At 59.5% G+C, this 15,932-nt stretch carries 15 protein-coding genes; all 15 read left to right on the forward strand.

What is annotated here, in order from left to right; all coding sequences use genetic code 11:
- The 15 genes from EGT36_RS08030 (at position 1) to lnt (ending at position 15,920) form a co-directional block, all read left to right on the forward strand.
- Positions 1–2,829, forward strand: a complete 2,829-nt coding sequence (locus tag EGT36_RS08030) for a [protein-PII] uridylyltransferase (protein ID WP_035206692.1) — start codon at positions 1–3, stop codon at positions 2,827–2,829.
- Between the two features lie 7 nt (positions 2,830–2,836).
- Positions 2,837–4,426 carry a murein biosynthesis integral membrane protein MurJ gene (gene murJ / locus EGT36_RS08035; RefSeq protein ID WP_037089399.1) on the forward strand — a complete coding sequence of 530 codons (1,590 nt, stop codon included), beginning with the start codon at positions 2,837–2,839 and terminating at the stop codon, positions 4,424–4,426.
- On the forward strand, positions 4,426–4,830 hold the full coding sequence (locus EGT36_RS08040) for a VOC family protein (protein ID WP_035206693.1): 405 nt from the start codon (positions 4,426–4,428) through the stop codon (positions 4,828–4,830). The genes murJ and EGT36_RS08040 overlap by 1 nt, the downstream gene beginning before the upstream one ends.
- A gap of 103 nt (positions 4,831–4,933) precedes the next feature.
- Positions 4,934–5,998, forward strand: coding sequence for a tryptophan--tRNA ligase (gene trpS, locus EGT36_RS08045; RefSeq protein ID WP_004439588.1), 1,065 nt, complete (start codon positions 4,934–4,936; stop codon positions 5,996–5,998).
- A gap of 113 nt (positions 5,999–6,111) precedes the next feature.
- The gene (locus EGT36_RS08050; protein ID WP_003503758.1) at positions 6,112–6,603 is read left to right on the forward strand and encodes a universal stress protein; all 492 of its coding nucleotides are present in this window, start codon (positions 6,112–6,114) and stop codon (positions 6,601–6,603) included.
- Between the two features lie 144 nt (positions 6,604–6,747).
- Positions 6,748–7,311: a NifU family protein gene (locus EGT36_RS08055; protein WP_035206694.1), complete on the forward strand. Its 564-nt coding sequence runs from the start codon at positions 6,748–6,750 to the stop codon at positions 7,309–7,311.
- 17 nt (positions 7,312–7,328) lie between these two features.
- On the forward strand, positions 7,329–7,997 hold the full coding sequence (gene tsaB, locus EGT36_RS08060) for a tRNA (adenosine(37)-N6)-threonylcarbamoyltransferase complex dimerization subunit type 1 TsaB (RefSeq protein ID WP_006698904.1): 669 nt from the start codon (positions 7,329–7,331) through the stop codon (positions 7,995–7,997).
- 43 nt (positions 7,998–8,040) lie between these two features.
- Positions 8,041–8,535: a GNAT family N-acetyltransferase gene (locus EGT36_RS08065; protein ID WP_004439599.1), complete on the forward strand. Its 495-nt coding sequence runs from the start codon at positions 8,041–8,043 to the stop codon at positions 8,533–8,535.
- 64 nt (positions 8,536–8,599) lie between these two features.
- Positions 8,600–9,028 carry a Fur family transcriptional regulator gene (locus tag EGT36_RS08070; RefSeq protein WP_004439602.1) on the forward strand — a complete coding sequence of 143 codons (429 nt, stop codon included), beginning with the start codon at positions 8,600–8,602 and terminating at the stop codon, positions 9,026–9,028.
- Between the two features lie 30 nt (positions 9,029–9,058).
- Entirely contained in the window at positions 9,059–9,856 is a 798-nt protein-coding gene (gene olsA / locus EGT36_RS08075; protein ID WP_125270232.1) for a lyso-ornithine lipid O-acyltransferase, read from the forward strand.
- 62 nt (positions 9,857–9,918) lie between these two features.
- A complete protein-coding gene (gene miaB, locus EGT36_RS08080; protein ID WP_022555517.1) occupies positions 9,919–11,358 on the forward strand; it encodes a tRNA (N6-isopentenyl adenosine(37)-C2)-methylthiotransferase MiaB in 1,440 nt (479 codons plus the stop codon).
- A gap of 40 nt (positions 11,359–11,398) precedes the next feature.
- Positions 11,399–12,454 carry a PhoH family protein gene (locus EGT36_RS08085; protein ID WP_004439610.1) on the forward strand — a complete coding sequence of 352 codons (1,056 nt, stop codon included), beginning with the start codon at positions 11,399–11,401 and terminating at the stop codon, positions 12,452–12,454.
- 10 nt (positions 12,455–12,464) lie between these two features.
- The gene (gene ybeY / locus EGT36_RS08090) at positions 12,465–12,971 is read left to right on the forward strand and encodes an rRNA maturation RNase YbeY (RefSeq protein WP_037089396.1); all 507 of its coding nucleotides are present in this window, start codon (positions 12,465–12,467) and stop codon (positions 12,969–12,971) included.
- Between the two features lie 15 nt (positions 12,972–12,986).
- Complete coding sequence (locus EGT36_RS08095) at positions 12,987–14,126, forward strand: hemolysin family protein (RefSeq protein ID WP_004439615.1); 1,140 nt, start codon at positions 12,987–12,989, stop codon at positions 14,124–14,126.
- A gap of 204 nt (positions 14,127–14,330) precedes the next feature.
- A complete protein-coding gene (gene lnt, locus EGT36_RS08100) occupies positions 14,331–15,920 on the forward strand; it encodes an apolipoprotein N-acyltransferase (protein WP_022555521.1) in 1,590 nt (529 codons plus the stop codon).
- Positions 15,921–15,932 lie beyond the last annotated feature (12 nt).

The raw sequence follows: 15,932 nt of genomic DNA on the forward strand, positions 1-15,932 counted from the left end.
ATGGCCATCAAGGACCTGGATTTTTCCGACATTCTCGATGTATCGGCGCTGAAGCGAGACTGCGACGTCATCTTCAGGGAAGACGGCAAACGCATCGCCGATATCAAGTCCGATTTACTGCCGATCTTCCGCAAGGCCAGTACGGAAGGCCGGGAAAAGGCCAGGGAACTGCTCAAAGCCGATGGCAGCGGTATTGATTGCGCCCGTCGCATCTCCTGGCTGCAGGATCGGCTGATCGAAACGCTCTATGATCTCTCCTGCCAATACGTCTATCCGAAAGATGCGCCACAGATCGCTGTCGCCGCGGTTGGCGGTTATGGACGCGGCACGCTGGCGCCGGGATCGGATATCGACCTCCTGTTCCTGCTTCCCACCAAGAACACGCCTGACATGCACAAGGCCGTGGAGTTCGTGCTCTATCTCCTCTGGGATCTCGGCTTCAAGGTCGGCCACGCAACCCGCACGGTGGATGAGTGCATTCGCCTCTCCAAATCCGACATGACGATCCGCACCGCTATTTTGGAAGTGCGGGCGATCTGCGGCAAGAAGTCCCTGACCGACGATCTCGAAAAACGCTTCGAGTCAGAAGTCGTCACCGGCACAGGCCCGGAATTCATTGCCGCCAAGCTCGCCGAGCGTGACCAGCGCCACCGCAAGGCCGGCGATACGCGTTATCTGGTGGAGCCGAACGTCAAGGAAGGCAAGGGCGGCTTGCGTGACCTGCACACGCTGTTCTGGATTGCCAAATATTATTACCACGTCCGTGATACGGCCGATCTCGTCAAACTCGGCGTTTTGTCGCGGTCAGAACTGAAACTGTTCGAAAAGGCCGATGATTTTCTCTGGGCCGTCCGTTGCCAGATGCATTTCATCACCGGCAAGGCGGAAGAACGCCTTTCCTTCGATATTCAGCGCGAAATTGCCGATGCGCTGAACTATCAGCCGCGCCCCGGCCTTTCCGCCGTCGAGCGCTTCATGAAGCACTATTTCCTCGTGGCGAAGGATGTCGGCGATCTGACCCGCATCGTCTGCGCCGGGCTGGAAGACAGGCAGGCGAAGGACGTGCCGGGCCTTTCCGGTGTGCTCAGCCGCTTCGCCCACCGCGTTCGCAAGATTCCGGGTTCCGTGGAATTCGTCGAGGACCGGGGGCGCATCGCGCTCGCGAAACCCGACGTCTTCAAGAACGACCCGGTCAACCTCATCCGGCTCTTCCATATCGCCGATATCAACAATCTCGAACTGCACCCCGATGCCTTGCGCGTGGTCACTCGTTCGCTTTCGCTCATCAATGACGAGCTGCGGGAAAACGAGGAAGCAAACCGGCTTTTCCTGTCGATCCTGACATCGCGCCGTGATCCGGCGCTGACGCTGCGCCGTATGAACGAGGCAGGCGTGCTCGGCAAATTCATCCCCGAATTCGGCAAGATCGTCGCGATGATGCAGTTCAACATGTATCATCATTACACGGTAGACGAGCATCTCATTCGTTCTGTCGGCGTGCTGTCGGAAGTGGATAAGGGAACGGCTGTCGATGCCCATCCGCTCGCCAATCAGTTGATGCCCGGCGTCGAGGAACGCGAGGCGCTTTATGTGGCGGTGCTGCTGCACGATGTCGCCAAGGGCCGGCAGGAAGATCATTCGATCGCCGGTGCCCGCGTCGCCCGCAAGCTCTGCCAGCGCTTCCGTCTCACCGGCAAGCAGACCGAAACCGTCGTTTGGCTTATCGAGCAGCATCTTCTGATGTCCATGGTTGCCCAGACGCGCGACCTGCACGACCGCAAGACCATCACCGATTTTGCTGACAAGGTGCAATCCATGGAGCGGCTGAAGATGCTGCTCATCCTGACCGTCTGCGATATCAGGGCTGTCGGTCCGGGTGTGTGGAATGGCTGGAAGGGACAGCTGCTACGTTCGCTCTATTATGAGACGGAACTGCTTCTCTCCGGCGGTTTCTCGGAAGTTTCGCGCAAGGAGCGCGCACAGATTGCCCGGCAGGCGCTCTACGACGCCCTTGATGACTGGGGCCAGAAGGCGCGGCGCAAATACACCAAGCTGCATTACGAGCCTTATCTCCTGACGGTGGCGCTGGAAGATCAGGTGCGACACACCCGCTTCATCCGCGAGGCGGACAAGCAGGAAAAGGCGCTCTCGACCATGGTGCGCACCCATTCCTTCCACGCCATCACGGAAATCACCGTTCTGGCGCCCGACCATCCGCGCCTGCTTTCGATCATAACCGGCGCCTGCGCCGCGGCCGGCGCCAACATTGCCGATGCGCAGATTTTCACCACCTCAGACGGGCGGGCGCTCGATACGATCCTCATCAACCGCGAATTTCCGATCGACGAGGACGAGACGCGGCGTGGCAACAATGTCGGCAAACTGATCGAGGAAGTTCTCTCCGGCAAGCAGCGCCTGCCGGAAATGATCGCCACGCGCACCAAGAGCCGGAAGAAAAAGAGCGCCTTCACCATTCCACCTTCGGTGACGATCTCGAATGGCTTGTCCAACAAGTTCACCGTCATCGAGGTCGAGTGCCTCGACCGGCCGGGGCTTCTGGCCGACATGACGGCTGTCATCGCCGACCTGTCACTCGACATTCACTCCGCCCGCATCACGACATTTGGTGAAAAAGTCATCGATACCTTCTACGTCACTGATCTCTTCGGTCAGAAGGTGACGAACGACAACCGGCAGGCCAGCATCGCGCAACGTTTGAAGGCGGTCATGAGCGAGCAGGAAGACGAATTGCGCGACCGCATGCCAAACGGCATCATCGCCCATCCAGACGTGGCGGCGCTGCCGGCCGCGCGCACGGCAAAGGCTTGAAAGTCCCATGAGTCTCATCGGCAAGTTCGCCACAGTCGGCACAGCCACGCTCGGCAGCCGCATCTTCGGCTTCCTGCGCGAAACGCTGATGGCAGCCGCCGTCGGCACCGGGCCGGTGGCGGATGCTTTCAACGCCGCTTTCCGCTTTCCCAATACCTTCCGGCGGCTTTTCGCCGAGGGTGCATTCAACTCTGCCTTCGTGCCGCTTTTCGCCAAGGAAATCGAAGCGAATGGCATGGAAGGCGCAAGGCGCTTTTCGGAAGAGGTCTTCGGCGTCCTGTTCACGGTGCTGCTGGCCTTGACGATCCTGATGGAACTGTCGATGCCTTTCATCGTGCGCACGGTGATTGCTCCCGGTTTCGTCGATGACCCGGTGAAGTTCGAAAACACCATCCACCTTGCCACCATCATGTTCCCCTATCTCGCCTGCATGTCGCTGGCGGCGATGATGGGCGGCATGCTGAACTCTCTGCACCGTTATTTCGCGGCTGCGATTGCTCCCGTTTTCCTCAACATCATTCTCATCGGCGTGCTCGCGCTGGCATGGTGGAAAAATTACGATCCGCTCCAGGTCGGTTACGCGCTCTCATGGGGCGTTATGGTGGCAGGTCTTGTGCAGCTCGCCATCGTCTGGATTGCGGTGCGCAATGCCGGCATGCGCATTGGTTTCCGCAGACCACGGCTGACCAAGAACGTGCAGCGTCTTCTGGTCCTTGCCCTGCCGGCAGCCATCACCGGCGGCATTACCCAGATCAATCTGCTCATCAACACCAACATCGCTTCCGGCGGCGAGGGCGTTATATCCTCGCTTGCCTATGCGGACCGAATCTATCAACTGCCGCTCGGCGTCGTCGGCATTGCTGTTGCCACGGTGCTCCTGCCGGAACTGGCGCGGGCGCTGCGCGGCGGCCATATGGTGGAGGCCGGAAGCCTGCAGAACCGCTCGGTCGAGTTCGTGCTGTTCCTGACCCTCCCCGCTGCGGCCGCTCTTCTCGTCATGGCCGAACCCATCGTTCGTTTCCTTTACGAGCGCGGCAATTTCTCGTCCTCGGCCACCTTCACCGTTGCGCAAATTCTTGGCATCTACGGTCTGGGCCTGCCAGCTTTCGTGCTCATCAAGGCCTTCATTCCGGGCTTTTTCGCGCGCGAGGATACCCGTACGCCAATGATTTTCGCGGCGATTTCGGTTGTCGTGAACGTCTCGCTGGCACTGACGCTTTTCCCGCGTCTTGGCGGCCCGGGCATTGCCATTGCCGAAATCACCGCCGGCTGGGTGAATGCCGCCCTGCTGTTCGGCATGCTTTTGTGGCGCGGTCACTGGCACCTGGATATTCCGCTACTCACCCGTATCCCGCGCCTGCTCGTGGCCGCGGCACTGATGGCCGTATTTGTGCATTATGCGCTGACGTGGCTGACCTTCGAGCTGTCTTCCGCCTCGTCCATTTTCGTGCGGGCCGGCACGATCATGGGCCTCGTCTTTGCCGCCATGCTGGTTTATTTCGTCCTGGCTTTCGTGTCTGGAGGTGCCGACATCGGCATGGTGAAGCGGGCCGTCCGCAAGCGCGGAAAAAAGAACGTCGAGACGGAGGCTGGCTGATGTCCTTTGCTGAAAACCGCCGCATCGCCCTCGTTACCCTCATGGTTGATGATTACGATCGGGCGAAGGCGTTTTATTGCGATGTTCTCGGCTTCGAGTGCCTCTCCGATCAGCCACTGGACGACGGCAAGAGGTGGCTGGTGGTCACGCCGCGGGGCGCTGACGGTGGCGCCCTTCTGCTCGCCGAGGCCGATGGTGAAGAGCAGCGCCTTGCCATCGGCAACCAGACCGGCGGCCGTGTCGGATTTTTCCTGCATACCGACAATTTCCAACGCGATTATGAGACGATGCTTGCCCGCGGCGTGCGCTTTCTGGAACAGCCTCGCCATGAGGTTTACGGTTCCGTTGCGGTCTTTGTCGATCCCTATGGAAATCGTTGGGATCTTCTGGAACCGCGCGGCTGACAGGCCCTGAAAGCGCTTGATTGCGAGGGGCTGCGGGTGCATAAGCGCGCGTGCAATTCCAATCACGGGGCGGGGCCCTCCACAAGCCTTTTCGAGGACGACAATGAACGCATTCAAGCCGCTGGTTTTCTCGGGCGTCCAGCCGACCGGCAATCTGCATCTCGGCAATTATCTCGGCGCGATCCGCAAATTCGTGGCGCTGCAGGAAGATAATGATTGCATCTATTGCGTCGTCGACATGCACGCCATCACCGCCCAGCTCGTTCACTCGGACCTGAAGGCGCAGACCCGCTCTATCGCGGCCGCCTTCATCGCCTCGGGCATTGATCCGGTGAAGCATATCGTCTTCAACCAGTCGGCCGTCCCGCAGCATGCGGAACTGGCCTGGGTGTTCAACTGCGTGGCGCGCATTGGCTGGATGGAGCGGATGACGCAGTTCAAGGACAAGTCCGGCAAGAATGCCGAACAGGTGTCGCTCGGCCTCCTTGCGTATCCGAGCCTGATGGCTGCCGACATTCTCGTTTATCGTGCCACCCATGTTCCTGTTGGTGACGACCAGAAACAGCATCTGGAACTCGCCCGCGACATCGCCCAGAAATTCAACATCGATTTCAGCGACCATATCCGCAAGGCGGGCCTCGGGCTTGATATAACGGTCGGCGATGAGCCGGTGCACGCCTATTTCCCGATGGTGGAGCCGTTGATCGGCGGTCCGGCCCCGCGCGTGATGTCGTTGAAGGACGGCACCAAGAAGATGTCGAAGTCCGACCCGTCCGATCTGTCGCGCATCAACCTGATGGATGATGTCGATGCCATCTCGAAGAAGATCAAGAAGGCAAAGACCGATCCTGATGCGCTGCCGAGCGAAGTGGAAGGCCTCAAAGGTCGCCCCGAGGCCGACAACCTCGTTGGCATCTATGCCGCGCTTTCCGACAAGACGAAGGCCGACGTTCTTTCCGAATTTGGCGGACAACAGTTCTCGGCTTTCAAGCCGGCTCTGGTCGAGCTCGCGGTGAATGTTCTGGCCCCCGTCAACAATGAGATGCGCCGCCTTCTCGATGACCCGACCCATATCGACGCCATCCTCAAGCAGGGCGGCGAACGGGCGGGCGCCATTGCCGAAAAGACCATGAACGAGGTGCGCGACATCATTGGCTTCCTGCGCTGACAGGTCGCTGCTGCTCGAATGCGTCGGGCGGTTTGCGCCTGTCGTGATTTGATATAATCTCCGCCCGAACCGTCGGGCGGTTTACGGATCACGGCGGACCTAGGGAGTGCAGAATGGTTTCAAAACGGCTGTCGCGTCTGGAAGGGCATCGGCGCAAGTTTCTTGCAGTTATCGATGACACGCCGGAATGCGAGAGGGCCGTGCACTATGCCGGTCGTCGCGCCAAGAACTCCAATGGCGGACTGGTGCTGCTTTACATGATCCCGGAAGGCGATTTCCAGCAGTGGCTTGGCGTCGAGCAGATCATGCGGGCCGAGGCGCGCGAGGAGGCGGAAGCCACGCTTGCCAAGATCGCCCAGAAGGTGCGCGAGACGATCGGCATCGAGCCGGAAGCGGTGATCCGCGAAGGCAGCGCCACCGAGCAGATCCACGGGCTGATCGAGGAAGACCGCGATATCGCCATTCTCGTTCTGGCGGCGGGATCGACGAAGGAAGGTCCGGGACCGCTCGTTTCCTCCATCGCCGGGCGAGGGGCAGCCTTCCCGATCCCCGTCACCGTGTTGCCGGATACTTTGTCCGATGAGGAAATCGACGCTCTCTGCTGATCCGGTTTCGGGCGAGATTCAGGGCCTGACGATTTCTTGAATGTAATTATCATGTCAGGGCTTGAAGTGTAGCTTCGCCGGGCGTATTTTTTGGAAGAATTCTAAATTGCGGGGCGTGAACGGCGACCTCGAAGGAGACAGACGATGTTCATTCAGACGGAAGCCACGCCGAACCCGATAACGCTGAAGTTCTTGCCGGGCAAGGTCGTGCTCGAAAGCGGAACGGTGGAGTTCCTCAACCCGTCGCAGGCCCAGGCTTCGCCGCTGGCAGAGCGCCTCTTCATGATACCGGGTGTGACCGGCGTTTATTTCGGTTTCGATTTCATCACCGTCACCAAGGACGGCGCGGAATGGCAGCACCTGAAGCCCGCCATTCTGGGCGCGATCATGGAACACTTCATGTCCGGCCGCCCGATCATGGGCACTGCCATTGCGGCCGAAGTATCGGATGAGGAAGGCGAGTTCTTCGAAGAGGGTGATGAAACCATCGTCGCCACCATCAAGGAACTGCTGGAAACCCGCGTCCGTCCCGCCGTGGCGCAGGACGGCGGCGACATCACCTTCCGCGGCTTCCGCGACGGCACGGTGTTCCTGAACATGAAGGGCGCGTGCTCGGGCTGCCCATCCTCCACCGCCACGCTGAAGCATGGTGTTCAGAATCTGCTTCGCCATTTCGTGCCGGAAGTGCGCGAAGTCGAAGCGGTATAATGCTGTAAAGCCAGATCATGATTGTTCTCGCACTCGACACCGCAGGTGTGGATTGTTCCGCCTGTATCTATGACAGCACCTCAGACAGGGTGCTTGGAGAAGTCTGCGAAACAATTGGCAAGGGCCATGCCGAAAGGCTGATGGCCGTGATCGATGGGGCTCTGGAGCAGGCGCAACTGTCGCTGCGGAATGTCGGGCGTATTGCTGTGACCATCGGCCCCGGGTCCTTCACGGGCATCCGGGTCGGTGTTGCCGCGGCGCGCGGTTTTGCCCTGTCGCTCGGCGTCGAGGCCGTCGGCGTCACCACGCTAGAAACGCTTGCCCTGCATCATCTGCTGCAAAACCCCGACCGGCCAGTGGCGGTCGGTCTGGATGCCAAACGTGGCGAAACCTATCTCCAGACATTCGGCATGGACGGATTACCACTCAACGAGGCGGCGCTTCTGTCTCTGGATGACGCCAAGAGTGTTCTTTCCGGTTTTAATGGTTCCGTCATCGGCTCCGCCGCGCCGCTGTTTGCAGGAGAGGAAAGCGGGTCCGGGCCGGACCACTTTCCGATTGCCTCCGTTGCCCGTGCTGGCGCGTGCAAGCCGGAAGGGCAGCCGAAACCGGCACCGCTTTATCTGCGTGGGCCGGATGCCCGGCCACAAACCGGTTTTGCGCTGGCACGTCAGGACGTTGCCTGATACGGCATGCATGAGTGCATGTTTCTGATTCCCGATTCCTGTTATGTTTGACGAATATCTAAGCTGGAAGCCCTATTTCGAGATCGTGCCGATGCAGCATGAGGATTGCGCCGCGGTTGCGGAACTGCATGCGCTGCGCTTTCCGCGCCCGTGGAACGACGGGGAGTTTTCGGGACTGCTGACGCAGGGATCGGTTTTCGGTGCCGTTGCCCGACAGACAAACGCCTTTTTCAGCAAGCCGCTCGGTGGATTCGTGCTGGCGAGGGAAGTGGCGGGCGAAGCTGAAATCCTGACCGTTGCCGTTGCCGAAAAGTTCGCACGTGCGGGGCTCGGCTGGCGTTTGATGCAGTCGGCCATCCGCGAGGCGATGATGCGCGGCGCAGAAACCATGTTCCTTGAAGTTGATAATAACAACGCGTCCGCTCTGGGTCTTTACAGGAAGCTCGGGTTCAAAACCGTCGCGGAACGCAAGGCCTATTACACCGCCAAGGATGGAACGAAGTCGACGGCGCTTGTCATGCGCCGCGATCTTCGCTAGTTCCCTGCGACAGGCATTTTTTCGGCGAAAGCCGCAAACCGGAATTCTCAAAAGGCCATAAGACGTGACAGACCTTTCGAAAACGCTGGAGGAGCTTTGTGCCGAACGCGGTATGCGGATGACCGACCAACGCCGTGTCATCGCCCGCGTCCTTCAGGAATCGGCCGACCATCCAGATGTCGAGGAGCTTTACCGCCGTTCCTCCGCCGTGGACCCGCGCATCTCGATTTCCACCGTCTATAGAACGGTGAAGCTGTTCGAGGATGCCGGCATCATCGAGCGTCACGATTTTCGCGACGGCCGTTCACGCTACGAGACCGTGCCCGAAGAGCATCACGATCACCTGATCGACCTGAAGAATGGCGTCGTCATTGAATTTCACTCGGCTGAGATCGAAGCTCTGCAGGAGAAGATCGCCCGCGAACACGGCTTCAGGCTCGTGGATCACCGGCTGGAACTTTACGGCGTGCCATTGAAGCCTGGCGAACACTGAGACGCCGGTGAACAAGCGGGCGTTCCCATCATGATGTGGCTGCGGACAGCCTATATTGCGGTCGTACTCCTGATCGTCACGCTTGTTTTGCTGCCGCTTCAACTGCTGGGCCTTGCCTTCGACTGGCGGCTCCGCCGCCGCATTCCCCGCGTCTGGCATCGTATCGCCTGCCATGTTCTCGGCATACGCGTGCATGTCCACGGGGAAGCGGAGCGGGCAAAGCCGTTAATGCTCGCGGTCAATCACGCCTCATGGAAAGACATCCTCGTTTTGGGCAGCATTGCCGACGTGGTGTTCATCGCCAAGACCGAGGTGCGCGACTGGCCGGTTTTCGGCTGGCTCGCGCGGCTGCAGAAAAGCATCTTCGTTCAACGCGAGCAGAAACGCAGCACCGGCATGCAGGTGAGCGAGATCGCCAGCCGCATGGCCGATGGCGAGATTGTTGTCCTCTTTCCCGAAGGAACTACCTCGGACGGAAACCGCATGCTGGCCGTCAAATCCTCGCTCTTCGGTGCGGCGTCCACCGCCGCAGAACAGGTACCGGGCAAGCTTGTTTATGTCCAGCCGGTCGCCATCGCCTATACGCGGCTGCATGGCATGGCGATGGGGCGCTACCATCGCGTCATCGCCGCCTGGCCGGGCAGCATCACGCTCGTGCCGCATCTGCTCGGCATCATCAAAGCGGGCGCCATCGATGTCGACGTGACATTTGGTGACAGCGTCCCGTTCCACAGCACCGACAACCGCAAGCGACTGGCGACCGATATCGCCGCCTCCATCCGCTCAATGCTGGCCTTCAGCCTGCGCGGCGGCTGGCGGAATTCGTGAGATCGTAGCTTTTCCGGCATTTTTCTGTTTAATCTGGCCGTGAAAAACACTAGATAGCCGCCATGACCCAGGAAACGCTTGGCCTTGACGCCCCACCCATGATCGCCCGCGAGGGTTCGAACAGCCAGCCCGCATCCATCGCGCGCGATGGGGCAAACAGCAGAAAGGTCTTCATCAAGACTTATGGCTGTCAGATGAACGTCTACGATTCCGTCCGCATGAGCGATGCGCTGGCGAAGGACGGTTATGTTCAGACGGAGGATATGGGCGAGGCGGACCTGGTTCTGCTGAATACCTGTCACATTCGAGAAAAGGCGGCGGAAAAGGTCTACTCCGCGCTTGGCCGCCTGCGGGACATGAAAAAGTCGCGCGAAGAGCAGGGTCGGGAATTCATGATCGGCGTTGCCGGCTGCGTGGCGCAGGCGGAAGGCGAGGAAATCCTTCGCCGGGCGCCCGCCGTGGATGTCGTCATCGGCCCGCAGACCTATCACCGCCTGCCGGAAGCACTGAAACGGGTACGTGGAGGCGAGCGCGTCATCGAGACCGAATACGCGGTTGAGGACAAGTTCGAACACCTGCCGGTTGCCGAGAAATCCACGCTGCGAACGCGCGGTGTTACGGCTTTTTTGACCGTGCAGGAAGGTTGCGACAAGTTCTGTACCTTCTGTGTCGTGCCCTATACGCGCGGTTCGGAGGTTTCCCGTCCCGTGCGCCAGATTGTTGATGAGGCGATGAAGCTTGTCGATGCCGGCGTGCGTGAGATCACGCTGCTCGGCCAGAACGTCAACGCCTGGCAGGGCGAAGGCCCGAAGGGCGAAAAATGGGGCCTTGCCGAACTGCTTTACCGGCTGGCGGAAATTCCGGGCCTTGCGAGGCTTCGCTACACCACCAGCCATCCGCGCGACATGGACGATCGCCTGATCGGCGCCCATCGCGACCTGCGCATCCTGATGCCCTATCTGCATCTGCCGGTTCAGTCCGGTTCGGACCGAATTCTGAAAGCGATGAACCGTCGCCATACGGGCGAGGAATATATCCAGCTTATTGAAAAAATCCGCGCCGCCCGCCCTGATATTGCCATGTCTGGAGACTTTATTGTCGGTTTCCCCGGCGAGACGGATCGCGATTTCGAAGATACGATGGCGATGGTCGAAACGGTGAAGTACGCGCAGGCCTTCTCGTTCAAATACTCCACCCGTCCCGGCACGCCGGGGGCCGACCTCACGGACCAGGTTGCGGAAGACGTGAAGGCCGAGCGGCTGGAAAGATTGCAGGCTCTCTTGCTGCGGCAACAGAAGGAATTTGCGGAGTCGCTGGTCGGAAAGACCATGGATGTGCTGCTGGAAAAGCCCGGCCGCATGACTGAGCAGTTGATAGGTCGTTCTCCGTGGCTGCAATCCGTGAATCTTGATGCAAAGACTTTGAAAATCGGTGACATTGTTAATGTACGAATCACCGCAACGGGTCCAAACAGCTTGTTTGCCGAGGTGGCAGAGAGTTAGAGTGGGGAGCCGACACTGATTGGGACAGGAGCCTGACCGCTTGAACGCACACGAATTGGTATCAAATTCATCGCGCCAGCCACGCCAAGCCGCGACCGACGCCAATCACTTCGTCCTCACGTTCGAGAATAACAGGATAGCGGGAGAGCTATTCGGTCAGTTCGATCAGAACCTGAAGCTTCTGGAGCAGCGCCTCAATATCGACGCTCGTCCGCGTGGAAATTCAGTCGCCATCACCGGCGATGTGGTCTCCACCAATCAGGCCCGCCGCGCGCTTGATTTCCTTTACGAGCGTTTGCTGAAGGGTGGCGCCGTCGAGCTTTCTGACGTAGAGGGGGCGATCCGCATGGCCGTCGCAGCGGACGACCAGCTGACGCTGCCGACCATGGAGCGCAAGGCGAAGATTTCCATGGCGCAGATTTCCACGCGCAAGAAAACCATTTCGGCGCGGACGCCCACGCAGGACGTCTATATGCGCGCCTTGGAACAATCCGAACTCGTATTCGGTGTTGGCCCCGCCGGCACGGGCAAGACCTATCTGGCCGTGGCGCATGCCGCGCAGCTTCTGGAGCGTGGCGCGGTCGATCGCATCATCCTTTCGCGTCCCGCCGTTGAAGCGGGTGAGCGTCTGGGCTTCCTGCCTGGTGACATGAAGGAAAAGGTCGATCCCTATCTCCGCCCGCTTTATGACGCGCTGTATGACATGATGCCCGGTGACAAGGTGGAGCGCGCCATTCAGGCAGGCGTCATCGAAATTGCACCTCTGGCTTTCATGCGCGGCCGCACGCTTGCCAATGCCGCCGTCATTCTGGACGAAGCCCAGAATACGACGACGATGCAGATGAAAATGTTCCTGACGCGCCTTGGCGAAAACGGTCGCATGATTGTGACCGGCGACCCAAGCCAGGTGGACTTGCCGCGCGGCGTGAAGTCTGGCCTCGTGGAAGCCCTGCAGATCCTCACGGATGTGGAAGGCGTGTCCGTTGTGCGGTTCAAGGATGTGGACGTTGTCCGTCACCCTATGGTGGCGCGCATTGTCCGGGCCTATGAATCCCATACGGCTGTGCCGGATGAGAGCCTGCTGAAGGGCGACTGACGAAAAGACAATGACAGCTTTGGATATTCAAATCAGCGTCGAGGCCGAAGGCTGGTCCTCGGAAGAGGACCTGTCTGCCTTTGCGTCAAAGACGCTGGATGCGGCGGTCGATTTTCTGAAGCGGGAAGAGGATCAACCCTTCCCGAAACTGCCGGTCGAGCTCTCGCTGGTCTTCACCGACGATGAAAATATCCGGGAAATCAACGCCGAGTGGCGTGACAAGGACAAGGCGACCAACGTCTTGTCTTTCCCTGCTTTTCCGCTGGAACCGGGCGGAATGCCCGGCCCTATGCTGGGCGATATCGTCGTCGCGAGAGAAACGGTAGAGCGAGAGGCCCTTGAACTTGAGAAGAGTTTCGAGGATCATCTGACCCATCTTCTCGTTCATGGGTTCCTGCATTTGTTTGGTTATGACCACATGGACGAGGAAGAAGCGGAAGAAATGGAGTCGCTTGAGACTCGCATTTTGGCGGTGCTTGGCCTATCTGATCCCTATGCGGGTCAAGAACCGCTTTAAATATTGTCTGGAGCCATGAACGAACATTCTGCACGACCTGCCAACGAGGGCAGAGAAAACGGCGAGCAGTCCTCTTCGGAGGAGGGCAGTAGTCACTTACGTCAGGACTACAATGCCAAACCGAGATCGACCATCTGGTCGCGCATCGCGCGGTTGCTGAAACCGTCTCAGGGTGAGCGCCTGCGCGAGGATCTGACCGATGCGCTGATGGACGACACTGAAATAGGCGCCGCCTTTACGCCCGAAGAACGGGCGATGCTACACAACATCCTCCGTTTCCGTGAGATCAGGGTCGAAGATATCATGATCCCGCGGGTGGATATTGACGGTCTCGATCAGAATATGACGATCGGTGACGCGCTGATCCTGTTTGAGGAAACCGGACGTTCCCGTATGCCGGTTTATGAAGAGACGCTGGACGACCCCAAGGGGATGATCCATATCCGCGATCTGCTTGCTTATGTTGCCAAACAGGCTCGCAACAAGCGCCGGGTGGGATCGCGTGGCGTCGCTTACGGTGAAGTGAAGGCGCCGCGGTCGCCGCGGCCGAATTTCGATCTGGCGCGGGTCGATCTGGAAAAGACGGTTGCCGACGCCGGGCTGGTGCGCAAGATTCTTTTCGCGCCGCCGTCCATGTTGGCCTCCGATCTTCTGAAGACCATGCAGGCCCAGAGAACCCAGCTCGCCGTGGTGATCGATGAATATGGCGGTACCGACGGTCTTGTCAGCCATGAAGACATCGTCGAGATGGTGGTTGGGGACATCGACGACGAGCACGACAAGGACGAGGCGATGTTCTCGCGTCTTTCTGCCGATGTGCTCGTGGCGGATGCCCGCGCGGAACTCACCGAACTTGCCGAGGCTATCGGTCCGGAATTCGACGTGCGCGAACATCTGGAAGAAATCGATACGCTCGGTGGACTCATCTTCTTCGCGCTGGGCCGTATTCCTGCCAAGGGCGAGGTCGTTCGCGCCGTGCCCGGTTTCGAGTTTCAGATCCTCGATGCGGATACGAGGCGTATCAAGGGCGTTCGTATCGTACGCGATCACGGCTCCGAAGGGGAGGACGACCGCGCCCCCGGCGATGCCGGTGAGGTGATTGCATTGCCGCCGCCGGAGACGCGGTTGATCGCCCATCAGCAGAACGTGGACTGAAAGGATAGGCGGGTAGCCCCCGTCGATCCCGCCGTTTGATCTTCCGGATTCTGCGGGTTCGACTACCCGGGCATGAGATCCCGCTCCATCTGCCCTGCCTGATGTGGACGGCGAATCTTTTTTCCTTTACGTCGAAACAAAGGGAAATTTCGCGGAATGGCTTGCCTGGAGCGGGTTTCCGGATGCGCATGATACGGAGATGGCATGGAGCGTCTTGCAGGCAGAGTGATGCTGGCCGGCGGCATGAGCCGCGCAGTGATGGCGATTGCTGCAGGCGCGGTCGGAGCGCTCGCCCTGCCTCCATTCGGTTTCTTCGCAGCGCTTTTCCTGTCTTTCACCCTGTTGGTCTGGCTCGTGGATGGCTGCACCGGCAAGCCGGGCGGCGGCCTCTTCAGCCGCATTCTTCCCGCTTTTGCTATAGGCTGGTGTTTCGGTCTCGGTTATTTCGTGGCTGGCCTGTGGTGGCTGGGCAACGCGCTTCTGCTTGAAGCGGACGAATTTGCCTGGGCGCTGCCGCTTGCCATCCTTGGGCTTCCGGCCTTTCTGGCGCTGTTTTACGGTTTCGCGGTTGCTGCGGCCAATCTTGTGTGGTCGAACGGTCTAGGCCGGATCGCCGCCCTTGCCGCCGCATTCGGATTTACGGAATGGCTGCGCAGTTTCCTGGCGACGGGCTTTCCGTGGAACGCCATAGGTTACGGCATCATGCCGATCCCGGTCATGATGCAGTCGGCGCATCTGATCGGTCTTTTCGGTGTGACCACGCTTGCCGTTTTCATCTTCGCGTCCCCCGCGCTCATCGCCACGAGAAAAGGCATGTGGCCCGGCCTTTCCCTGGCGGCGCTGCTGCTGGCCAGCCATGTGGGTTATGGCTTCTACCGCCTCCAGACACCCGCGGAGACACCGGCAGATGCGGTGACAGTTAGAATCGTCCAACCGTCCATCGATCAGTCTCGCAAGATGCTGAATGATGACCGCGCCGAGATTTTCGGCGAGCATCTGCGGTTGACAGCCCTGCCTCCGGGCCAAGGCAAAAAGCGCCCCGACATCATTGTCTGGCCCGAAACCTCGGTGCCGTTCATCCTGACGCAAAATCCTGACGCGCTGGCCGAGATCGCAAAGACGCTGCAAGACGGGCAGGTGCTCTTCACCGGAGCCGTCAGGATGGAAGATGCGGGTGCTGGCAGGCCGCCGCGTTATTATAACTCGGTCTACGCCATCGACAGTCAGGGAGAAATCATCGGCGCGACGGACAAGGTCCATCTGACCCCCTTTGGAGAATATGTTCCCTTCGAGGGTATCCTGCGGGAGTTTGGCATTGATAATGTCATCGCCCTGCCCGGGGGCTTTTCAGCAGCCTCTTCGCGCACGCCCCTGACGCTTCCATCCGGAAAGACCTTTTATCCGCTGATCTGTTACGAGATCATTTTTCCCGGTGAGATGACTCCGGCTCTCGCTGGCTCGGCGGCGATCCTCAACGTGACGAATGACGGCTGGTTTGGTGATACGCCTGGGCCGTATCAGCACTTTCTTCAGGCCAGAGTGCGGGCGGTTGAGACGGGTGTGCCGGTGATTCGCGGTGCCAATACGGGTATCTCGGCGGTTATAGACCCTTATGGCCGCATTATTGCCGGATTGGATTACGGTCGGGTGGGCATTGTTGACGCCACTTTGAGTGGTGGGTCAAACGACGCATTTACTTACGACACACATCGGACGTATTTCTGGTTGATTTTTTCCGTGATGATGATCGCTGCGGTATTTCCTGCCTGGAGTTTTGCCCGGCGCCAGAATTGACCGGGAACTCCT

The organism is Agrobacterium sp. FDAARGOS_525, assembly GCF_003938925.1.
In the GTDB taxonomy this organism is placed as follows: Bacteria; Pseudomonadota; Alphaproteobacteria; order Rhizobiales; family Rhizobiaceae; genus Agrobacterium; species Agrobacterium pusense.

Coding starts and splice junctions, on each gene's coding strand:
- EGT36_RS08030 (WP_035206692.1), top strand. CDS start 1: ATGGCCATCAAGGACCTGGATTTTTCCGACATTCTCGATGTATCGGCG.
- murJ (WP_037089399.1), top strand. CDS start 2,837: ATGAGTCTCATCGGCAAGTTCGCCACAGTCGGCACAGCCACGCTCGGC.
- EGT36_RS08040 (WP_035206693.1), top strand. CDS start 4,426: ATGTCCTTTGCTGAAAACCGCCGCATCGCCCTCGTTACCCTCATGGTT.
- trpS (WP_004439588.1), top strand. CDS start 4,934: ATGAACGCATTCAAGCCGCTGGTTTTCTCGGGCGTCCAGCCGACCGGC.
- EGT36_RS08050 (WP_003503758.1), top strand. CDS start 6,112: ATGGTTTCAAAACGGCTGTCGCGTCTGGAAGGGCATCGGCGCAAGTTT.
- EGT36_RS08055 (WP_035206694.1), top strand. CDS start 6,748: ATGTTCATTCAGACGGAAGCCACGCCGAACCCGATAACGCTGAAGTTC.
- tsaB (WP_006698904.1), top strand. CDS start 7,329: ATGATTGTTCTCGCACTCGACACCGCAGGTGTGGATTGTTCCGCCTGT.
- EGT36_RS08065 (WP_004439599.1), top strand. CDS start 8,041: ATGTTTGACGAATATCTAAGCTGGAAGCCCTATTTCGAGATCGTGCCG.
- olsA (WP_125270232.1), top strand. CDS start 9,059: ATGATGTGGCTGCGGACAGCCTATATTGCGGTCGTACTCCTGATCGTC.
- miaB (WP_022555517.1), top strand. CDS start 9,919: ATGACCCAGGAAACGCTTGGCCTTGACGCCCCACCCATGATCGCCCGC.
- ybeY (WP_037089396.1), top strand. CDS start 12,465: ATGACAGCTTTGGATATTCAAATCAGCGTCGAGGCCGAAGGCTGGTCC.
- EGT36_RS08095 (WP_004439615.1), top strand. CDS start 12,987: ATGAACGAACATTCTGCACGACCTGCCAACGAGGGCAGAGAAAACGGC.
- lnt (WP_022555521.1), top strand. CDS start 14,331: ATGGAGCGTCTTGCAGGCAGAGTGATGCTGGCCGGCGGCATGAGCCGC.